This is a genomic window from Bradyrhizobium sacchari (assembly GCF_002068095.1).
Classification (GTDB): Bacteria; Pseudomonadota; Alphaproteobacteria; order Rhizobiales; family Xanthobacteraceae; genus Bradyrhizobium; species Bradyrhizobium sacchari.
The window spans coordinates 49,071-69,481 of sequence record NZ_LWIG01000060.1; the positions used below are offsets into that span (position 1 = coordinate 49,071).

A 20,411-nucleotide genomic window follows, 5' to 3' on the forward strand; every position below is an offset into this window, starting at 1 on the left:
CGGAGATCACGTAGCGACATGGCTGACTGAGGCTATCTTGCTTTGATCTGAGGCAGGCAGTGATAGCGCTGCGATCTGGTATGTGACTGCTACAAAGGCGGAACACGTCCCCCATGCAGGCCTCTTTCTCCTCTGCAGTCGGCGTTCGATCACGCGCGTTGACCGGCGCGAGGATTACAGCTGTCACTGCCACGCCAAGAGCGATGGCGCGGTAGTAGAGTCTGAGGCACGAAGCCAACTGAATTCGTTGTTTTTGCATCATGGTATGTCTTCAATTCGGTGGAGCTTCTTATCGTTCTTGCTGCGCTTAGCGCATCTTCCTGCCAACCGGGAAGCAGGCGGAACTGGTTAGCTGCGTGCGGGCAAGGTCGTTGTCACTTTTGCCGTTCTCGCTGTGAGCGGCGTGTCACCTCTCCATCACGACAGGAACGACACCTTCCATACCGGCAGAGCCCCGCGCAGGAAGGGGTTACTGGGCGGCTGTGCCGGCGCAGCAGATGGTCATTTTGGAGCTGCCGTGATTGTGCGGCCGGCGCATGTCTGGATCCGCGAGGCATTGCCTGGGGCCTGACATCTGCTGAGGTACTATGGCCAGCCCAATCGCCAGCCGACATGACGGCTAGTCGGCGCGGCGCCGAGTCGAGGCGGCCGAGGCTAGCAGTCAAGGTAGAGAGATCAGGCAAGCCAGGCGCGCTCAGGCCGTTGTTGATGATGCCTTCGATCGTGCAGAGCGACCATGATGAAACGCTGAGACTATGTTTGTGTAGCCGCACCTGTGTTCCACTTATGTGAAGAGGTTGGGCTAGGCATCTGTGAGCGAGGGGTGCTTCGCGTCGAGCCCGCTGAGGCTGCGGTGATGGGAGTGCCGGCCGTGCCGATCTCGAAACGCGCGATGTCGTCCAGCAGGGGCGGGAACAGCCTTTGTCTCCCATTCGATCGTCCCATGCGATGAGACATTCGCAATTCTGTGGCCTGTCAGGAAGCATTTGATTGTCAGAGGTGGTCCCAACCTGTCCGGGATCGTACAATCTAACGTTACGTTCGATTCAAGTCTCTTCGTGGGGCCGATGGTATGAGACAGTCGGACCTGTGCATTCTTCGCACGAGCACCGTCTGCAACGCGTACTTTGCGAATTCTGAATGGCTGCTGTGGATGGGGACTGCCTGCTTCGGCATCCGAGGCCACCAGCGTCGCTGCTACGTGATTATACGGAGCACCGGTGTCGCATTTCTTTGATCTACGAATTGCATGCTCTCTGCATGAATCCGAAAAGTAAACTCTACCAGCCCGACCACTGGCGAGGCCGCGCGGAAGCAACGCGAACGAAAGCGGAAGCGCTCGTTGACGGAAAAGCCAAAGACAGGCTGCTTAGGATTGCCCTGGAGTACGACAAGCTAGCCCGGCGTGCCCACATCTGGCAGATGCGCAAGAATGAGGACGATACGTGGCCTGAGCAAGAGCTGTAAGGGATCGCTGCGATCCATAAGAAAGGTCTCAGCCCGTTGATCTCAACGGCTAGGCAAAATCGCTCAACAGGCCGCCTGCACCGGGATATTGAGGGGGCCACCGGGCGAGGCCCTCGAGGGTTGTGTGACGCACGGTACGTGAGGGCGGAGCAGGCCGCATGCCCAACGCTCCTTAAGGTATATTTGTTGAGTCAGCTTCTCGAAAGCGAACTTTCGTATCACTGCGAATGCAGAACCCAAATTCTAAATTTGCGGCCGCGGCGCACGAGAGGCGCCGCAAGCCTTCCGCGCCTTTGCCATGCATGAGATTATTTCAAAAAGAGCGCTGCGACGCCCCAGTAGATACCAACCCAAAGCAGCGCATTTGCGAGAAGTGCGGCCAGAGGCCAAAAATTCCGCCTCTTCTGCGCTGGCCCGGAGCGACGATCGGTGCCGGTTTGCTTGAACATTGTGTGCTTTGGTGCGCGCCAATGTGGCATTTCATCACGCCCATCGCTGATCAACCGAAGAATTCCAAGCTTTTCATGCCTCCTATCACTCATAAATCGCAGTCCTGTTACTAGGCGAGTGTCAGACTCGTTGTCTGTTGCGCGGCGACCATCCGGCCGATCGTTTGCTCGCGCATCTTCGGTGCAGTGAGGGAGCGTTCTGTCAGCACAGCAATCTACGTGCCACGACGTAGAAGTGTCTGCGCCGCTTTGATGCAAAAGACCGCGCCGGTGGGGGCCACACGGAGTCGTTGCGCGAGGTCGGATTCGCGACGCTCATGTCGGAAACACAACGCTGCAGTGAGCAGCAAAAGGTGAGCAATTCGCGAGCGCCATACCCTAACAACGAGTTAGAAGTTGCATCTTAGAGACGCGGAAAAATCGGCCGATGTTCGCAGTTGCGGACAATGAGATCAGCCAATCATTGTTCCTGACCGTTAGCTTACGAGGAACAAGCGGGATAGCAGGCGATCCGCTGGTATCAGCTTCGAAGAAGGGTCATGCCAGGCCTCTGCGGCTACGGCGAGCGGATTTGAATCCCTTGGAACCCAATCGTGTTTAGTAGATGGCGCATTGCGGCTGTTTAGCCTCGGCGAGACGGTGGCGAGTGATCAAGTGCGCTCCTCACGAAACAATCAGGTCGGCCGAACGGTCTAGTGTCGCCGCTGGTTTTGCGAGCATCATGAAACTAGATGTGCAGGCCAATACAGGGAGCATTGCCATGATGAAGACCGATTCATTCAAGACGAGGTGACCCAAGAGCCGGTGATTTCGTATGCTCAAGCAGGTCGACATGAAACATGGATGGGGCTGACCCTTTGCGTGAAGCGTGCGAGAAGGATGGAATCTGTTGCTGGTGTGCGCTCTACCCGGCGATGCGCGATTCACACTGCCCGGAATCGATGAGCAAAGTGCTTTGCCTTTGGAGGGAGGTAATGACGCAATTACATAACTGGCGAGAAGGTGAAATTGGCGGGTCGGTTCGCCAGCGCGCAGAACGTTCACCCCTCATGCTCAGGCAACTAGCTGCCCCCGAGGGCGGCATGCGAGCGATAGACAACTGAAAACAGGAGAGTGAGTGATGATAGATACCTGCGGCTCTCTCGGATGCTGCGCTGCAGTGTGGTGCGGAGACGCCGGGCCGACAGCCGAGCACGTTGACGTGTTACGAGCGAACGTCATCTACTCGAGCTCAAAGCTGTCCGAGGGGAAGGAGCCGGCGTGCGAGCGCAGATGATAGACAAGCTGGAGGCCGGCCGCGTAGAACACGGCCAGTTCGCTACTGCTCCTGGATCTGGCCCTTGCGGTCTATTCTTTGTGCAAGGGCCTTGCGGGTGTGAACTCAAGATAAGCGGAATCGTCCGTCCTGGCTGGGAGCAGGTCGCTGTCTCGACCCCGCGGCGCTGACCGAATTGGGAGGAGATGTGCTTTGTCAAAGACCTTTTCTGGGATGAGGAAGAGTGCATCATCCGACTGCATCCGCCACATTCGCAATATGTGAATAACAGCCGATATTGCCTTCACTTGTGCAGACCTACTCATCGCGACATTCCGATGCCGCCGCCGAGCTTTGTAGGCATCGTTGGATTGAGTCCCTCGGATGTGGCAATGTTGTTCGCTCGGATGAACGCGACAGCATGACGGACTGAGTTAACGATATCTGGCCGTGAGGTGAGGCGAAGAGGGTGCAGAAGCACCGGTTCGGCGCCGCCCCAGTGAGGGTATCACAAGGGGGATATGTCAGGATCGATCGCCTATGCGAAGGGCGCCGCGGCTGGGCCTCAATTAGCAGCTATTCATCAGGAGCAGCTAACAGTGCTGATCCGAGTAGAGAAATGTCTCGAATGTGCTTGGGGCCATTTATGGAAGGAACGATGGATTGAAATTAGGATCTTAGCAGAAGTCAAACCAGCGTTTTCGAAGCTGTGCTGAACGTGCTTCAGCAGCAGCAACAAGAGCATCTCACTGCGCCAACGAACGGTCACAAGGCAGTCGTTAGGGAATCGGACGACACTCTTTGGAGCAAGAAGTCTGTGCCGACCGGGGAGCGTAACACGATAATGATGAGATAGAGCCCACGCTGACGGTCGAGTCCTGTTTGACTAAGGCGCTGCCCAGGGTCGTCAGTCACGCTGACTGCGTCCGCAATTCCACAAGCTAGTCCTGCCATCGCTGTGCGTGGGTCATGAGCTCGTCGGCCATTAGCCCCGTCTGGAGCCGCGCTCGTGAGCCGAGCTGTCGAGGCACCAAATTGCCAAACCAATTGGTGGTCAGCTCGTCGTCAGCTGGCCGCAATATGGATTGGCAGCAGGATATAATCGGCGCGCTCGCTCTGAGGAATCGCGCTGAAGGCACAGGCGGACCAGCATGTATAATCGAGTTAGTGGCCAATCCACACCCCCTAATCTGGATGACAGACCCAGTCGGTCAGCGGACAGCAGCGAATTTGCGCAAACACTCGCCGATATCGCGCGGCGGGAGAGCCTGCCATCTATGGAATTACCGGACAAAATGGGGCTCTGCTGCAGCAAGCCTCATACCTCGGATGAAATCATTTATAGCCCAAGCACGTCGAACTCCAGCCCATCCTCTCTGTCATCTAGCTCGCATCCATTATCTGAAGAGAGCCATGTCCGTCCTCTGTTTGAATACAGGACTGCTGAATTGGCTGAGGCCAATGCCGACGGAATCTGCGTTGGATTGACAGCGGAGTGGCTCCTCAATCTCCAAAGCAGCCCCTCATCCAGGATGAGTGCTTTGCGGCCGGGTACTGACAGCCACAGCTCTGCGGCTATGCGGCAGTCGCGGTATGAAGATCTCAAGGAAGGATCTCACAACCTTGAGGCAAGAAGCACGATGTTAAGCGAAGCCGGTCTAGAACCGTCCGCCGCACAGACGCGATATGAGTTTGACACATCTATGGGCCAGATTGCGAGCGAGGTCGCCAACGATGAGTCGGCCTATTTGGTCTCCTTGCGTTTCGCCGCAGGTGGCGCCCACACAATTGCAACGTCGACGTCGAACGGAATGACGACCCTCTTTGATCCTAATTATGGAGAGTTTACCGTTCGACCAGATCAGATGGGTGAGTTCTTCGAAAGTCTCGCCGACCGTTACAGCAGCAGCCCGAACCGACTTGATATATCGACTGTCGCCATACAAAGTGTCAGACGGCCTTTACGTAATGAAGAGCTGCCCCCGCCCGCCGGTTCATGATGTCGGTTGTAGGTTGGCGCCGCCACTGACAAGACGGAGGAAGGCGGAGCCGCCCGGAGGGCCGTCAGCGGCGAGCGCTTGAAGAGTCCGACCTTTCGCCTGTCGCGGAACGGTAGCTGTCGCCGCGGATAATCAGCACGAGGCTATGGTGCAGAGCCGGTCAGGGATTCGCGGGGGCGACCACCGGATAAGCCAACACGGTACGCGATTCAACAACGCTGCGCTTTGACGGGATCAGCATCGTATCGGTTTCTAGTGGCGGCTGACCAAGTGGCAGAACTGATGCGCCGGGTGAGGCTCTAGCGGTAGTCGAGTTGGCCGACCATCGGCAGCTTTGGCTTCGTCAGCACGAGCAGCTTCTCGTCCAGGCGCCGCTTGCCATGCGCCTTGACGAAGCCAGCGACCAGCGCCGTCGCCGCAGTGAACTGCACGGTGTAAGCGAACAGGATCGCCTCTCGCCTGGGCACGTTGGGCAAATACGTTTGGCCGACGCCCGGCGGGCGGAGCAACAGTACGGTCTCGCCGTTGACCATCCGTCATGGCGCGGCAAGGCCGCGGATCTGCTTCGGATTCATCGGCCGCCGTGCCTCGAAGTCGAATCCGGCAGGCCCCTTACAGCCAGGATGACTTTCCGAATAATGCGGGGGGCATCCTGAAGTTACGCCCCGGAGCTCTCGCAGCAGAGCGAGCGCGTGCTGGCTATAAACATTGATCTAGATGAACATTGCCTGGTAGTTTGGATCTGATCCCCGTCTCAGGCCGAAAGGAACGCAGTCGCGGCTCGGCGCTGACTGGTTGGATGGATCAGACGCCGTCTCCGGCACACCCACACTCCTGGTTGAAGTTAGCAGCAGCGTGGCTCGGCGCCAAAGACCCCACGCATACACGGGGCAAGCGCTGTCCCTACCACGCGCTACTAACTTCAATATCGTTGTACACGGACTAGCTTTCCAAAAGCTGACGAACTCGACACGAATCATCGCCCATCAATGTTGGTAACCGGCGGCTCTGGTGTGCCATTCACGAATCACCATCATTATCTCTGCGACTGCCGCGACCGTTGGGTCAATACGATCAATCTCGAAAAAGGGATGCGACAGCGCTCCGATGGAGGGTCTCGCTCGATGCCGCCTGTTGTTGTCCTCCGGAAAACGTCGGTAGTGTGTCTGAGTGGAGAACCAATATATGCGCGCCTGGGTAGGCTGAAGCGGGATCATCGCTCAAGGGCGCCCTCGATCGGCTCCACTAAAGGACCGTGCGCCACCCTTGCAATGGACCTGCCTGCGAGTGTCGCAAGCTTCAGCGCCGTTATCGAATGGCTTGAGCATCTTGATGCTGAGCCAAACTGTCAGAGGACGGAGATGGTCAATGTAGTGCTTTTGTTGATCATGCCTGAATTGACAGAGGCCTCATGGCACTGGCTAGGTCAAAGCGGTCATCTCGTTGCGGCATGCGATTCAACCCCGTTCCCAAGTGAGCGTGTAGCACCATAAATGAGGGGCGCTGGTTTTGAGTGTGGGACGGCAGCTCGGGTGTTCTCTTGGGGCGTTGCGAGCAAGGTCGGAACCCGCATCCCCATCGCACAGCCGCCACGGCAAAAAGCACGCTGACGTCAGTACCGACAACCGTGGACGCTGACCATCATGGGGAGGGACGGACCGCGCTCCAGTTAATCGAGGCGGCCCATCCTTTTCGAGTGGCAGCCGTTTGAGAAGAGGTGTCGGCTCCTCTTTAGCGCGAGAGCCTTTGTCGGGGGGCGCGCCGCCCAGGAGTGAGATTAGGTTAGGCCCTCAGAGCAGAGTCTGCCTCAATTTAGAAGCGGCAGTGCTCATGGATGCGTCGGCTTGCGGAAGTTGCATTGTCGCGCGCGGGTACTGCAACGTGGAAAGATGGCCGGCGTTCGCTGAAGTCAGACATACTGCACCAATTTAAGATGATCGTCTGAGAGGACAGGCGAGCGAATAGAACAAGCCGCGTCTTGAGGGAAAGTAGTCAGAGTCCGATTGGCCCGATTGCGGACTTCGACAGAATTTCGTGCCGGCGCGCGATAGGCGACCTCGGCTACACATTGGTAGAGTGTGGGCGTAAGCGCAGTCCAAGCGCGTTGTCGGGGCCGGGGTCTTGCGCCTGCACCGTCGGTGATCAAGATCTATCCTGTCGATATGACGTATCAGAGGCGCGCTGACTTCAACACTCTTCCCATTCTCTTCAAAGACTCACTCAGCGTTGAGATTGGTGGTTCCCCCAAAGAGAGCCTCCTGGTGAAGGAGTCGTCATGTACCAATCCCAGCATAGCGAGCCGATATGCCACACGTAGCTGTTTAAATGATGTTCACCGCCACTCCATGGCTCTCGGCATCGGGCGGTCTTACTCGCGCCACCAATGAAGCCAATGATCGATCGTTCGAGACTGCAAGCAGACTGATCTCTATAGTGTTCACGGCCGCCAACGTTGACCTCTCGCGGCGAGCACCCGCGACTTCTGTGCCCACCATTCGCGTCTCTGGAGCCGGGTGTGCACTATCAAAGCGGTGGTGACGACCCCTCTCACGACCAGACTTATGCCCAACTCCTCATTAAGCAGAATCTCATTCGAAAAATGTCGCAATCATCATTGGGCGGAAGAGATAGCTGCTCTTATTGCGTGGCACCCCACCGCTCCCATCGTTGCATGGGATAGACGGGAGCTTGGAAGCAAGAGAAAGAGTTTGGGAATTTAGTGGGCAATTACCGTGTACTGGGCCGATCCCACCGAGGCGGAGTTGAGGCGGCACAGTCCGCGAGGAACTAAATGAGGCGCGGACCAATCAAGGCACTTCCCAAGGATAACTTGTGATTTTTGACGATGCGCCTGCCCGGGCTTCAAACAAGCCGTCTGGCCACAAGAAAGAAAAGTGGCAAGCAATTGGGTATGGGTCCCACCGTCGCGTACATAGATCGGTCGATGGGCTGGCACTTGGGGCGGCTTGCAAGGGCTACGTTGCTAAGTCGTTGGATGCAAGAAAAACCCTGGCATCTCGCCAGGGTTTTGCGTGTCATCGAGAATTTGAGAACGCGGATCAGAAGTCCATACCACCAATGCCGGGGCCCGCAGGCATTGCTAGACCAGCCGGAGCCTTCTTCGGCAGCTCGGCAACCATCGCTTCCGTCGTGATCAGCAGCCCGGCCACTGAGGAGGCATTCTGGACAGCGACGCGCACGACCTTGGCCGGGTCAATGATGCCTTTGGAGAGGAGGTTGCTGTATTCGCCTGTCTGCGCATCGAAGCCAAAAGAGTACTGCTCGTTGTCGAGGATCTTGCCGATCACGATCGAACCGTCTTCGCCGGCGTTGATCGCGATCTGGCGGGCCGGCCAGGACAGCGCCTTGCGGACGATCTCGACGCCGGTCTTCTGGTCGTCGTTCTTGGTGCGCAGGCCCTTGAGCTGCTCGGAGGCACGGAGCAGGGCGACGCCGCCGCCCGGGACGATGCCTTCTTCCACAGCCGCGCGGGTCGCATGCATCGCGTCATCAACGCGATCCTTGCGCTCCTTCACCTCGACCTCGGTCGCGCCGCCGACGCGGATCACCGCGACGCCGCCAGCGAGCTTGGCGAGACGCTCCTGGAGCTTCTCACGGTCGTAGTCCGAGGTGGTCTCCTCGATCTGCGCCTTGATCTGGGCAACGCGCGCCTCGATGTCGGCCTTCTTGCCGGCGCCGTTGACGATCGTGGTGTTCTCCTTGTCGATCATCACCTTCTTGGCGCGACCGAGCATGTTGAGCGTGACGTTCTCGAGCTTGATGCCGAGGTCTTCCGAGATCGCCTGGCCGCCGGTCAGGATCGCGATGTCCTGCAGCATGGCCTTGCGGCGATCGCCGAAGCCCGGAGCCTTGACGGCCGCGACCTTCAGGCCGCCGCGCAGGCGGTTCACGACCAGGGTCGCGAGCGCTTCGCCTTCGACGTCCTCGGCGACGATGACCAGCGGCTTGCCGGTCTGCACCACGGCCTCGAGCAGCGGCAGCAGCTCGTTCAGCGAGGAGAGCTTCTTCTCGTTGATGAGGATGTAGGCGTCGTCCATCTCAACGCGCATCTTGTCGGCGTTGGTGACGAAGTAGGGCGAGATGTAGCCGCGGTCGAACTGCATGCCCTCGACGACGTCGAGTTCGGTCTCGAGCGACTTGGCTTCCTCGACGGTGATGACACCCTCGTTGCCGACCTTCTTCATGGCGTCGGAGAGGAACTTGCCGATCTCCTGGTCGCCGTTGGCCGAGATGGTGCCGACCTGGGCGATCTCCTCGTTCGAGGTGACCTTCTTGGAGTTCTTCTGCAGGTCCGCAACCACGGCCTCGACCGCGAGATCGATACCGCGCTTGAGGTCCATCGGGTTCATGCCGGCGGCAACCGACTTGGCGCCTTCCTTCACGATTGCCTGGGCGAGGACGGTTGCGGTGGTGGTGCCGTCGCCGGCCGCGTCAGCGGACTTGGAGGCGACTTCGCGCACCATCTGGGCGCCCATGTTCTCGAACTTGTCGTCGAGCTCGATCTCCTTGGCGACGGTGACGCCGTCCTTGGTGATGCGGGGAGCGCCGAACGACTTGTCGAGCACGACGTTGCGGCCCTTCGGACCGAGCGTGACCTTCACCGCGTTGGCGAGAACGTCGACGCCGCGCAGCATCTTGTCGCGCGCTTCAACCGAGAATTTGACTTCTTTGGCTGCCATCTCGAATTTTCCTTGGATGATGTTTGACTGGAGGGAGGAGAGGGGCTCTTAAGCCGCCTTCTTCTTGGACTCGCTGACTTCGAGAACGCCCATCACGTCGCTCTCCTTCATGATCAGCAGGTCCTGGCCGTCGATCTTGACTTCGGTGCCGGACCACTTGCCGAACAGCACGCGGTCGCCGACCTTCAGGTCGATCGGGATCAGCTTGCCGGCCTCGTCGCGGCCACCGGGGCCAACGGCGACGACTTCGCCCTGGGAGGGCTTTTCCTTGGCAGTGTCGGGAATGATGATGCCGCCAGCGGTCTTCTCTTCTGCGTCGATGCGCTTGACCACGACGCGGTCGTGAAGCGGACGGAATTTCATGCAGTCCTCCTAAACATTTGCACGAGTTGAGGATTTTGAATTGTTAGCAGTCGATGCCCGTGAGTGCTAGCACGAGCGAGATTGAAATAGGACAGGAATTTTGCGGGGGCAAGGGCTTCTAGCAGAAAAATCAGCACCCGGAAGCGGGGACTGCCAGAATCTCTTTCCCATCGTTAACCAGCCTTGGAGACCGCTTCGAGGCTCCCTCGGGGACCGTATTAGCACGGGGGCATGTCTGCTGCTAACGCATTGAATTTCAACAGCTTGTTAAACTTTTGAGCTTGAGATGGGTTGTCAGTTTGCGTCACATTTCTCTCATGTGAGCGCATCTCCACCGGGTGGCTCGTAAGCAGCGTACCGGAAAGCCACCCCCAGAATGCGCTCCTGCAAAGGAGGTTGGCATGGGACTGCGGGTTGGGGGCGTTTCCGAGGACTTCCGGAAACAGATGCTGGGCTACGGGCTGACGACGGCACAAATTCTCTACCGGATGCCGGATCATCCCTCGCTGCTCCAGACCTATGTCTGGCAGAACTACGACATGTTTCCGAAATTTCCCGCGCTGACCGACTTTCTGGCCTTCTGGCAGGAGAAGCTCGACGGTCCCTTGTTCTCGGTGACGGTCGCCCATTCCAAGCTGATCAAGCCCGCCGAGCTGCGCGCCGTCGACGGCGTGTTCCGGCTGCATTGAGGGCGAGCCCCGATCTCGTCGCACCAGCCTCGCAGGGTGGGCAAAGGCGCGCTCTTCGCGCCGTACCCACCATCCCACCGCGATCGCAGCTGGCGATGGTGGGCACGCATCCGGCGTCGCTCTTCGAGCTATGGCGGACAAGCCGCTTTGCCCAACCCTGTGAACGCGCTATCTGCTCGACCGGTGCCTGAGGGTCATCAAGCGCCGCTGCTGCAATAGCGCTTCCACATCGCGCGATAGGCCTCGTCCACCGCTTGCGCGTAGGCGACCGGGTTGCAGGCGGCCGCAGCGCGCACCTGTCCGGGCAGTGCGTGGCGCAACTCGTCGAGGTCGCCGAGCTCAGCCGCACGGCTCACCGCGATGTCGACATAGGCCTCCTCGCTGTCCGTCACCCAGTCCGGCAGGCCAAGCGCGGTAAGGATGGAGCCGGCGGCACGGCTGGGCAGGCTCTGCCCGAGCTTGGCCACCACCGGCACGCCCATCTGCAAGGCTTCCAAAGTGCTGACGCCGCCATTCTGCGGGAACGGGTCGAGGGCAATATCGACGCGATTGAACGCTGCCAGATGATCGATGCGCAAGGTGGTTCCGAGCAGATCGACGCGTTCGGCCGGCACGCCGCAAGCTGCAAGCCGCGCCAGCAGATTGTCGCGGACCAGTTGATCGTCCAGCGCAACATCCTTGATCAGCAGTCGCGACCCCGGCACCCGCTCGAGAATCCGGGACCAGGCTTTCGCGGCCTGGTCCGAAATCTTGCTGATGCGGTTGAAGACACCGAATGTGACGAAGCCGTTCGAGATCGCCGGCGTTGACGTCTGCGCAAGCTCGATCGGCAGTGGCTCCAGCGTCACAAAGCACGGCAGATCGACGATCGTTTCCGCAAACAGATGCCGGACCGCGGGAGGAATCGCGACCGGGTCCGAGAACAGATAATCGATCGTCGGCAGCCCGGTGCCGGTGCCGTGACCCCAGCCATGGGCCTGGATCGGCGCCGGCTTGCGTGCAAATACGCTGAGGCGGTTTCCCTTGGTGTGGCCGGACAGATCGATCAGGATATCGATGCCATCGGCGCGGATCTCGGCATCGAGGCGATCGTCGTTCCATTGCGAGGCATCGCGCCAGCGATCGGCGATCTTTCGGAATTCGGCGGTCGCCGGATCTTCTTTCGACGAACAGGAGTAGCACACGACCTCAAACTGTGTCCGGTCGTGGTATTGCAGGACCGGCTTGAATATGAACGCGGCCGAATGCGCGTTGAAGTCCGCCGAGACATAGCCGAGCACCAGTGGGCGATCCGGATCGCGGCTGTTATCGTACGCTTCCACCGCTCGTGAAGCGAACGTCTTGCCGATCCGCTCCCACCAGACCTGCCGCGCCTGCTGATGCTGCTCGACGCTGGCATCGGCCGCGAAATCGAGCGTGAATATCTTGTTGGAGATGGCGCCTGGGAAGTCAGGCTCGATCTCGAGCGCTCTGTCGTAACTGGCCAGGGCTTCGTCGACCCGCCCAAGTGCGGAGAGACAAATGCCCCGGACCAAATGAGCTTGAGCGGCATCGGGATCGAGCGCGATAGCTCTCTCACTATCCTTCAATGCTTCGGCGATTTGCGGGATCTGGAGCCAGACACAGGCGCGCCCGAGCCACCCGTTCATCTCGTCGGGCGCCAGGGCGATTGCCCGATTGCAATCCGCCATGGCGTCGTCAAATCGCAGAAGTTCCTGCAATGCGATGGCGCGGTTCGCCAGCGCCGAGGCATAGTCGGGCTTGATCGACAGCGCGCGGTTCAGGCTTGCGATGGCCTCGTCGTAATTGCGCAGACGGCAGAGCACCCAACCCCGGCCATTGTGGGCTTCGGCAAGTTTTCCGTCGATTGCGAGCGCCTTGTCGTAGCAATCGAGCGCTTGCTGAAGATCGAGGGTCACGCTCGCGTTGCCGAGATTGGACAGGGCTACGGCGAAGTTGGGGCGCAGGGCGAGGGCCCTTCGATAGCTCTCGCGGGCCTCGTCGTGACGTCGCAGCTTGTTCAGTGCGATGCCCCGGCTCATGTGAGCATCGGCAGATTGCGGATCCACGGCAACCGCCCGGCTCAGCAGAATTTCGGCTTCCTGATAGTTCTTGGCATCAGACTCCAGACTGCCGAGCATATGCAGCGCGATGAACTGGTTGGGCGCAAGCTGCAAGACCTGGCGGTAGCCGGCCCGGGCCTCGGAGAGAAGCCCTTGCTTGTGCAGCTGGAGGGCCAGCCCGAGCAATGGCAGCACTTCGGCTTTCTGTCGCTTTTGAAGCCGGGCATTGTGAAATGCACGCTGACCTACGCTGTTGCTCATCAATCAATCCCCCAGAATCTCTTATGGGAGATTAAGTCGGCGAGGGCGCGAATACGAGACGACGGCCGTTCGTGACGACAGCTTCGGGCAAGCTACGAGCGGTTGTGGTCATCGCGTTGACTGGCCCGCAATTGCTGCCCGGTCCAGGACTGGCTAATCTACCGTTGGGTTGTCCCCGTCCGGCGGGCGCGGCTCAGATCAGGGAGACAGACAATGGCCAGGCAAAAGGCATCAAGACCCGCAACCAAGACCGCGGTCAAGAAGCGGAGCGGCACCAAGGCGGCGGCGCGATCCTCGGCGCGCAAGGCGGTGAAGACAAAGGCGCGCGCGGCCGCACCGAAGAAGCCGGCGCGCCCCAGGCAGCGCATCGCGATCAGCCATCATCGCGAAGAAGACTTCAAGGCCGACGGCCTGCGTGCCTACGCAAAATACCGCGACCTCGGCATTGCCGCTGCGACCCATGGCCTGGCGCAGGCGCACGTGATACGCCTGCAAGGCCCCTGCGATCCGGCGGAGGTCTCGAAGCTGCACTTCCACGACGTCGAATTCCAGATGGTCTATGTGCTCAAAGGCTGGGTGAAGACCTACATGGACGGGCAGGGCGAGACCTTGATGAAGCAAGGCAGCGCCTGGACCCAGCCCCCGAAGATCAAGCACATGATCCTGGATTATTCGGACGATGTGGAGCTGCTGGAGGTGATCCTGCCGGCGGAGTTCAAGACGGTGGAGTTGAAGGCGTAAGGGGCTGCGGAAAGAGCGCGCCGGTCTCTCAACTCGTCATTGCGAGGAGCTCTTGCGACGAAGCAATCCGGACTATCTCCGTGGGACGCATTTCCGGATTGCTTCGCTTCGCTCGCAATGACGGGTGGAGAGAGCTAACTCAGCACCCCCACCACCGCCCCCATCAGGCACGTCGTCAGCGTCCCCGATACGATCGACTTCAGCCCGAGCGCGTTGATCTCCTCGCGCCGCTCCGGCGCCATCACACCCAGCCCGCCGATCATGATGCCGAGGCTGGCGAAGTTGGCGAAGCCGCACATCGCGTAGAGCATGATCAGGCGCGAGCGTGGATCGAGCGTATCGGGCGGCAGTTTCGAGAAGTCGACATAGGCGATCAGCTCATTGAGCACGGTCTTGGTGCCCATCAGGCTGCCGGCCGTTACCGCCTGGTCCCACGGCAAACCCATCAGCCAGCACACCGGCGCCATGACAAGGCCCAGCAGGCGCTGCAGCGAGATCGCGGCGCCGCCGATGTTTGGCAAGAGGCCGAGGATGGCGTTGACGAGGTAGACCAGCGCCACGAGCACGAGGAGCATCGCGACGATGTTGAGCAACAGCTCGAGCCCCGCGCTCGTGCCTTTCACGATCGCATCCATCGTGCTCGCGACCTCCATCTCCGGATCCTCCAGCGCGCCGCCGGTGCGCTTGTCCGAGGTCTCCGGCACCATGATCAGGCTGACGAGGATCGCGGCCGGCGCGCCCAGCACGGAAGCGATGACGAAATGCGCGGCCGCATCAGGAATAAGAGGAGCAAGGAGCGTCGCATAGAGCACCAGCACGGTGCCGGCGATGCCGGCCATGCCGCCGGTCATGACCAGGAACAATTCGCTGCGGGTCATCTGCGCCAGATACGGCCGCACGAACAGCGGCGCCTCGACCATGCCGAGGAAGATGTTGGCGGCGGTCGAGAGCCCGACCGCGCCGCCGACGCCGAGCGTCCGCTCCAGCAGCCAGGCCATGCCGCGCACGATCGGCGGCAGCACGCGCCAGTAGAACAGCAGCGTCGTCAGCACGCTCATAACCAGCACGATCGGCAGCGCCTGGAACGCCAGGATGAAGTCCGCGCCGGGCACCTTCAGGTCGAAGGGCAGGGTGCCGCCGCCGATATAGCCGAACACGAAGGCGGAGCCTGCGCGCGAGGCCGCCGAGATCGCGCCGACCGCATCGTTGATGGTGCCGAAGGCATGGGCGACGACCGGCAGTTTCAGCAGCACGACCGCGGTGACGAAGGTCACGGCGAGGCCGATCGCCGCCTGGCGCAGCGAGACCGCGCGGCGATTCTCTGCGAGCGCGAAGGCGATCAGCAGCAATGCGAAAATGCCGAGTGCCGATTGCAGGCGAAGCATGATGTCCCCAAACCCCCAATGATTATGGCCGCGCCTGCGTTGCAAAGGCAATGCCGACAGGCCGCGGAAGCGCCCCGTTGTTGACAAGCGGACCCGTCTCAGCCACGCGGGGAGACCCATCGAGATAAGGGGGCGGACCGCCCGAGGTGACCGAAAAGGCGATGCCAGAGCAGCCAATATCCCAAAATCCGCCGGTCAGCGCCGGCGCGCTCCTCGCCCACCGCGCCTTCCTGTACTTCCTGCTCTCGCGCAGCCTGTCGCGCTTCTCCAGCCAGATCGCCGCGGTCGCGATCGGCTGGCAGATCTACGATCTCACCGGCTCGGCCTTCGACCTCGGGATGGTCGGGCTCGTGCAGTTCCTGCCGACGGCGCTGCTCGTGTTCGTCGCCGGCCACGCCGCCGACCGTTTCGAGCGCAAGCGTGTGGTCCAGCTCTGCCAGCTCGTGGAAGCCCTGACGGCGCTTTATCTCGGCGTCATCACCTATCTCGGCGCGGTCAGCGAGGTGCAGATCTTCATCGCGACCTTCGTGCTCGGCATCGCCGGCGCGTTCGAGAGCCCGACCACCGCCGCGCTGCTGCCGCTGATCGCGCCGCAGGGATCGCTCCAGCGCGCCACGGCGGTCGCGAGCGGTGCGGGGCAGGTCGCGACCATCACCGGTCCCGCGCTTGGCGGTTTCGCCTACGCGATCGCGCCGCATCTCGCCTATGCCGTGATGCTGCTGTTCTGGATCGTGGGGATGATCCTTACCGGCTTCATCCGGCCGCGTCCGCAGGCGGTGGCCAAGGACATGGACGATGCGGACAATATCTTCGCCGGGGTCCGCTTCATCCGCAGCAATCCCGCGATCCTCGGCACCATCTCGCTCGATCTGTTCGCGGTGCTGTTCGGCGGCGTCACCGCGCTCTTGCCGATCTATGCCCGCGACATTCTGCAGACCGGCCCGGTGGGTCTCGGTGTGCTCCGTGCCGCGCCTGCGGTCGGCGCGCTGCTGATGACCATGGTGCTGGCGCGCCACGCCATCTCGCGCCATGTGGGCCTGCGCATGTTCCAGGCCGTGATCGTGTTCGGCCTTGCCACGATCGTGTTCGCGCTGTCGTCCTGGATGTGGCTGTCGGTGCTGTCGCTCGCGATCCTCGGCGCGGCCGACACGATCAGCGTCGTGATCCGCTTCTCGCTGGTGCAGCTGTCGACGCCGGACGAGATGCGCGGCCGTGTGGGCGCGGTGAATTTCCTGTTCATCAACGCCTCCAACCAGCTCGGCCAGTTCGAGAGCGGGCTCACGGCGGCACTGTTCGGCACCATGCCCGCCGCCGTGCTCGGCGGCATCTGCACGGTCGCGGTGGCGCTGTTGTGGATGAAACTGTTTCCGACCCTGCGGCAGGTGGAGAGCTTGGAGTAGGCCCCCGCTCCCTCCACGTCATTACGAGGAGCTCTTGCGACGAAGCAATCCAGAATCTCGCCGCGGAGGCAGCCTGGATTGCTTCGCTGCGCTCGCAATGACGATTGTTGAGATAGCGTGGTGACTTAGGTCACGTCACCCCCGCAGCCGAGCAGCAGCAGGCGCCACTTGACGCCTACTGTGCATGGGGTTGTTTTCGCAGTTTTCTGTTCAACCCCGTCCGACGAACGGCATCTTGGTCGCCATGACAGTCATGGTCAGCACGTTGGCATCGAGCGGCAGGCCGGCCATGTAGGCGACGGCATCGCCGACCGCCTTGGCGTCCATGCGCGGCTCGTGCTTGGTGGTGCCGTCGGGCTGCAGCACGCCGGGGCCGTTGACCATGCGGTCGGTCATCGGGGTCGCGGCATTGCCGATGTCGACCTGGCCGACCGCGATGTCGTACATGCGGCCGTCGAGGTTTGAGGCCTTGGTGAGGCCGGTGATGGCGTGCTTGGTCGAGGTGTAGGCGGCAGAGAACGGCCGCGGCGCATGCGCCGAGATCGAGCCGTTGTTGATGATGCGGCCGCCGCGCGGGCTCTGGTCCTTCATGATGCGGAAGGCGTGCTGGGTGCACAGGAACGGGGCGGTGAGGTTGGTGTTCACCACCGCCTGCCACTGCTCGAGGCTGAGGTCCTCGAAGTTCACGGCGGGTGCGCCCATGCCGGCATTGTTGAAGAGCACGTCGAGGCGGCCATAGGTCGCCTTCACCTTGTCGAACAGCGCGGCGATCTGGTCCGGCTTGGTCATGTCGGCGGTGATACAGAGGCTCTTCCCCGCGGGGCCGAGCTTTGCGGTTTCCTCGAGCATCTCAATTCGGCGTCCGACCAGCACCACGGTGAAGCCGGTATTCATCAGCGCCAGCGACGCCGCGCGCCCGACACCGGTGCCGGCGCCCGTAACCACTGCGATTTTTTTTGCTTCACTCATCGTTCCTGCCTCTTCTCTTAAGCTGTCAGGTTTTGGGTTCTTTTTCGTTCTTATAGGGCGGGCGCGGGATGTTCTGATGCGCGGCGCGTAAGGCCGCCGACCAGCGCGAGCGCAGATCGTGGAAATAGGGCTCGCCCGCCTCGATGCGGTGGTTGAGATCGGCCTCGCAGGCGTCCGTGCGCACCACCAGGACATCAATCGGCAGGCCGACGCCGAGATTGGACCGCATGGTCGAGTCCATCGAGATCAGGCCGGTCTTCAGCGCCTCGTAGAGCTCGACGTCGTAATGCATGGCGCGGTCGAGCACCGGCTTGCCGTATTTGTGCTCGCCGATCTGCAGGTAAGGCGTATCCGTCGTGCACTCGATGAAATTGCCGGCGGTGTAGACCATGAACAGGCGCATGCGCGCGCCCTTGATCTGGCCGCCGAACAGGAAGGAGACGTCGAAGGAGACGTCCTCTGACTTCAGCGCCGGGCCTTCGGTCGCATGCACCGCCCGGATCGCCCGGCCGATGCGCTGGGCGGCCTGGAACATGGTCGGCGCGTTCATCAGCGTCTCGATCTCGCCCGTATTGGGGTCCTCGAGGCCTTCGGTCAGCGTGGACAGCACCGACTGGCTGATGGCGAGGTTGCCGGCGCTGGCGATCGCCATGATGCGGTCGCCGGGCTTGGAGAAGATATGCAGCTTGCGGAAGGTCGAGACGTTGTCGAGGCCGGCATTGGTGCGGGTATCGGCGATCATCACCAGACCGTCCCGAACCAGGATTCCGCAGCAATAGGTCATTTCCAGTCCCCGAACGCGTTTGCGCGGAATTACTAGCGAATTTCAGGGAAGCATGAAACCCCCGATTCCCGCGGAAAGGGTCGTCATTCCGGGGCGCGAGGAAGTCGCGAGCCCGGAATCCATTCATCCACTAACCTTGCCGTCCGATGTATTCCGGGCTCGCGCGGCGCGCGCCCCGGAATGACGGGACGGAACGGCTTGGCTTTCCCACCTCAATCCGCGCTATCGACCAGAAACGCCGCATCGACGGGGACGCCGAGGGCCGTGACCAGCCGGTTGGTCTCCGCGGCCATGCCGACGATGGCGAGCAACTCGCCATATTCGGCCGCGGTCATGCCCTTGGCCCGGGCGCTCGCAGTGTGCGAATGGATGCAATAGCTGCAGCCATGCGCGACCGATACCGCGACATAGAGCATTTCCTTGACCTTGGGATCGAGCGCGCCCGGCGCCATCACCTCCTTGAGGCTGTCCCAGGTCCGCCGCAGCGTCTTGGGATCATGCGCCAGCGCGCGCCAGAAATTGTTGATGAAATCGGACTGCCGCACCTTGCGGATGTCGTCGAAAACGGCGCGCACCTCGCTGGAGAGTTCGTCGTCCGAAAGCAGTTTTACAGTTGCCATGAGGGCCTCGCGGGATCGGGTCTGATCCCGCGAGTTTAGCACGGCTGATGCGCTCAGGCGGCATCCTCGGCCGAGCGGCGCAAGGCGAGCTTGCCGACGTCGACATACTGCCGCTGCTGCGCATGGGCGTGCTGGGCTGCGACGTGAATGTCGCGCAGGCGCCGCTGCAGCGGCGATGTGTCGTAGACCGCGCTGCTTCCGGCCAGCGCGAAACAGGCATCCGCGATGCCGACGCAGGTCGTGGCGAGCCAGGTCGCCGATCGAGCCCCTTCGATCACGAGGTCTTCGTTGTTCAGCGTGCCGGACTGCGCGTGGCGCCAATGGCCGGCAACCTGGACCTCGTGAAAGCCCTGCGCGGCGCCGAGGTCGGCGGAGATCCGGCCGAGTTCGTACTGGAAAGTCTCGGACTCCCGCATCGGGACCGCCGCATATAATTGCTGCCGCCCTGTATGCGCCAGCGCGAGCAGGTCATCGACCATGCCCTCGGCGAGGCCCACCGAGAACGCGCCGTGAAGCAACGGCAGCCATTGCCGTAGTGCTTGATAAAGCGGACCCGACTGACGCGGGGCGGCCTCGAGATCGAAGAAATTGGCCTCGGGAACCAGCGTCTCCCGTAGCGTGACGTGATGGCTGCCGGTGCCCTTGAGCCCCGCCGCGTGCCAGGTGTCCTCGACGTCCCAGTCGCGCGCCGGCAGCGCAACGACGCGAAGCAGCGGCTTGCCCTGTGGGCCGGGGATCGGTTTGCCGTTTTCGGTGACGATGCAGAACCCGCCGATCCAGTCGGCATGCGTGCAACCGCTGGCGAACGGCCAACGGCCCTTGACCCGATAGCCGCCCGACACGCGTTCTGCCGTTCCACCCGGCTGGGATGAGCCGCAGATCGCAGTATCAGGTCCGTCCTGATAGATGCGCTTGTACAGTTCCGCGGGTGAGGCTGCGACGAAGAGGCTGCTGGCTCCGGCGACAACCGCGATCCAGCCGATCGAGCCGTCGAGACGGGCGAGCGCCTTGATGACCTCCAGTCCGGCGGGAAAATCGAGCTCCAGTCCGCCTTCGCTCCGCGGGACGAACATGCGAAAGATCCCGATCGATCGCAGCCGTTCCACGAGGTCGGGCGGGATGCGGCGTGCAGCTTCGATCTCTGCGGTGCGTGCCGTGATCTCGGGTGCCAATTCCCGGATGCCCACAAGCATGGCTTTGTGGGGATCGCGCAGTGCGAAGTGGTCGCTGAGTCTTTCTTGAAGCCGCATCTGTCTCAACCTCTG

Annotated in this window: 13 protein-coding genes and 1 pseudogene; 5 read left to right on the top strand and 9 right to left on the bottom strand. The window is 61.3% G+C overall.

Annotated features, from left to right (window positions below; genetic code table 11):
- Window positions 1–3,374: 3,374 nt before the first annotated feature.
- Both A5906_RS46555 and A5906_RS36685 read left to right on the top strand, forming a co-directional pair.
- Window positions 3,375–3,596: pseudogene (locus tag A5906_RS46555) on the top strand (DUF7694 domain-containing protein); the annotation flags it as partial.
- A 726-nt stretch (window positions 3,597–4,322) separates the two neighbouring features.
- Window positions 4,323–5,171 carry a YopT-type cysteine protease domain-containing protein gene (locus A5906_RS36685; RefSeq protein ID WP_080140027.1) on the top strand — a complete coding sequence of 283 codons (849 nt, stop codon included), beginning with the start codon at window positions 4,323–4,325 and terminating at the stop codon, window positions 5,169–5,171.
- 299 nt (window positions 5,172–5,470) lie between these two features.
- On the opposite strand, the gene A5906_RS36690 is transcribed toward A5906_RS36685, so the two are convergent.
- The 3 genes from A5906_RS36690 to A5906_RS36700 form a co-directional block, all read right to left on the bottom strand.
- A complete protein-coding gene (locus A5906_RS36690) occupies window positions 5,471–5,680 on the bottom strand; it encodes a hypothetical protein (protein WP_161495483.1) in 210 nt (69 codons plus the stop codon).
- 2,550 nt (window positions 5,681–8,230) lie between these two features.
- On the bottom strand, window positions 8,231–9,871 hold the full coding sequence (gene groL / locus A5906_RS36695; protein WP_080140029.1) for a chaperonin GroEL: 1,641 nt from the start codon (window positions 9,869–9,871) through the stop codon (window positions 8,231–8,233).
- 48 nt (window positions 9,872–9,919) lie between these two features.
- On the bottom strand, window positions 9,920–10,234 hold the full coding sequence (locus A5906_RS36700) for a co-chaperone GroES (RefSeq protein WP_025037205.1): 315 nt from the start codon (window positions 10,232–10,234) through the stop codon (window positions 9,920–9,922).
- 401 nt (window positions 10,235–10,635) lie between these two features.
- Between A5906_RS36700 and A5906_RS36705 the strand changes: the two genes are divergently transcribed.
- The gene (locus tag A5906_RS36705) at window positions 10,636–10,923 is read left to right on the top strand and encodes an usg protein (protein WP_018648592.1); all 288 of its coding nucleotides are present in this window, start codon (window positions 10,636–10,638) and stop codon (window positions 10,921–10,923) included.
- 197 nt (window positions 10,924–11,120) lie between these two features.
- Here A5906_RS36705 and A5906_RS36710 read toward each other — a convergent pair whose 3' ends face one another.
- Complete coding sequence (locus A5906_RS36710; RefSeq protein ID WP_080134261.1) at window positions 11,121–13,247, bottom strand: O-linked N-acetylglucosamine transferase, SPINDLY family protein; 2,127 nt, start codon at window positions 13,245–13,247, stop codon at window positions 11,121–11,123.
- Window positions 13,248–13,460: 213 nt separating this feature from the next.
- On the opposite strand from A5906_RS36710, the gene A5906_RS36715 reads away from it, so the two are divergent.
- A complete protein-coding gene (locus A5906_RS36715; RefSeq protein ID WP_080134262.1) occupies window positions 13,461–13,988 on the top strand; it encodes a cupin domain-containing protein in 528 nt (175 codons plus the stop codon).
- 134 nt (window positions 13,989–14,122) lie between these two features.
- Here the strand turns inward: A5906_RS36715 and A5906_RS36720 are convergent, their stop codons facing one another.
- A complete protein-coding gene (locus A5906_RS36720) occupies window positions 14,123–15,373 on the bottom strand; it encodes a NupC/NupG family nucleoside CNT transporter (protein ID WP_080134263.1) in 1,251 nt (416 codons plus the stop codon).
- Window positions 15,374–15,534: 161 nt separating this feature from the next.
- Here A5906_RS36720 and A5906_RS36725 point away from each other — a divergent pair, with 161 nt between their 5' ends.
- Window positions 15,535–16,773, top strand: coding sequence for an MFS transporter (locus tag A5906_RS36725; protein ID WP_080134385.1), 1,239 nt, complete (start codon window positions 15,535–15,537; stop codon window positions 16,771–16,773).
- A gap of 210 nt (window positions 16,774–16,983) precedes the next feature.
- Here A5906_RS36725 and A5906_RS36730 read toward each other — a convergent pair whose 3' ends face one another.
- The 4 genes from A5906_RS36730 to A5906_RS36745 all read right to left on the bottom strand — a co-directional run bounded on the left by A5906_RS36730 (window position 16,984) and on the right by A5906_RS36745 (window position 20,339).
- Window positions 16,984–17,742 carry an SDR family oxidoreductase gene (locus A5906_RS36730; RefSeq protein ID WP_080134264.1) on the bottom strand — a complete coding sequence of 253 codons (759 nt, stop codon included), beginning with the start codon at window positions 17,740–17,742 and terminating at the stop codon, window positions 16,984–16,986.
- A gap of 25 nt (window positions 17,743–17,767) precedes the next feature.
- Entirely contained in the window at window positions 17,768–18,526 is a 759-nt protein-coding gene (locus A5906_RS36735; protein WP_057740901.1) for a proteasome-type protease, read from the bottom strand.
- 212 nt (window positions 18,527–18,738) lie between these two features.
- Window positions 18,739–19,146, bottom strand: coding sequence for a carboxymuconolactone decarboxylase family protein (locus A5906_RS36740; RefSeq protein WP_080134265.1), 408 nt, complete (start codon window positions 19,144–19,146; stop codon window positions 18,739–18,741).
- A 53-nt stretch (window positions 19,147–19,199) separates the two neighbouring features.
- Window positions 19,200–20,339 (bottom strand): flavin-dependent monooxygenase, encoded by a 1,140-nt coding sequence (locus tag A5906_RS36745; RefSeq protein WP_245326602.1) that lies wholly within the window; start codon window positions 20,337–20,339, stop codon window positions 19,200–19,202.
- Between the last annotated feature and the right edge of the window lie 72 nt (window positions 20,340–20,411).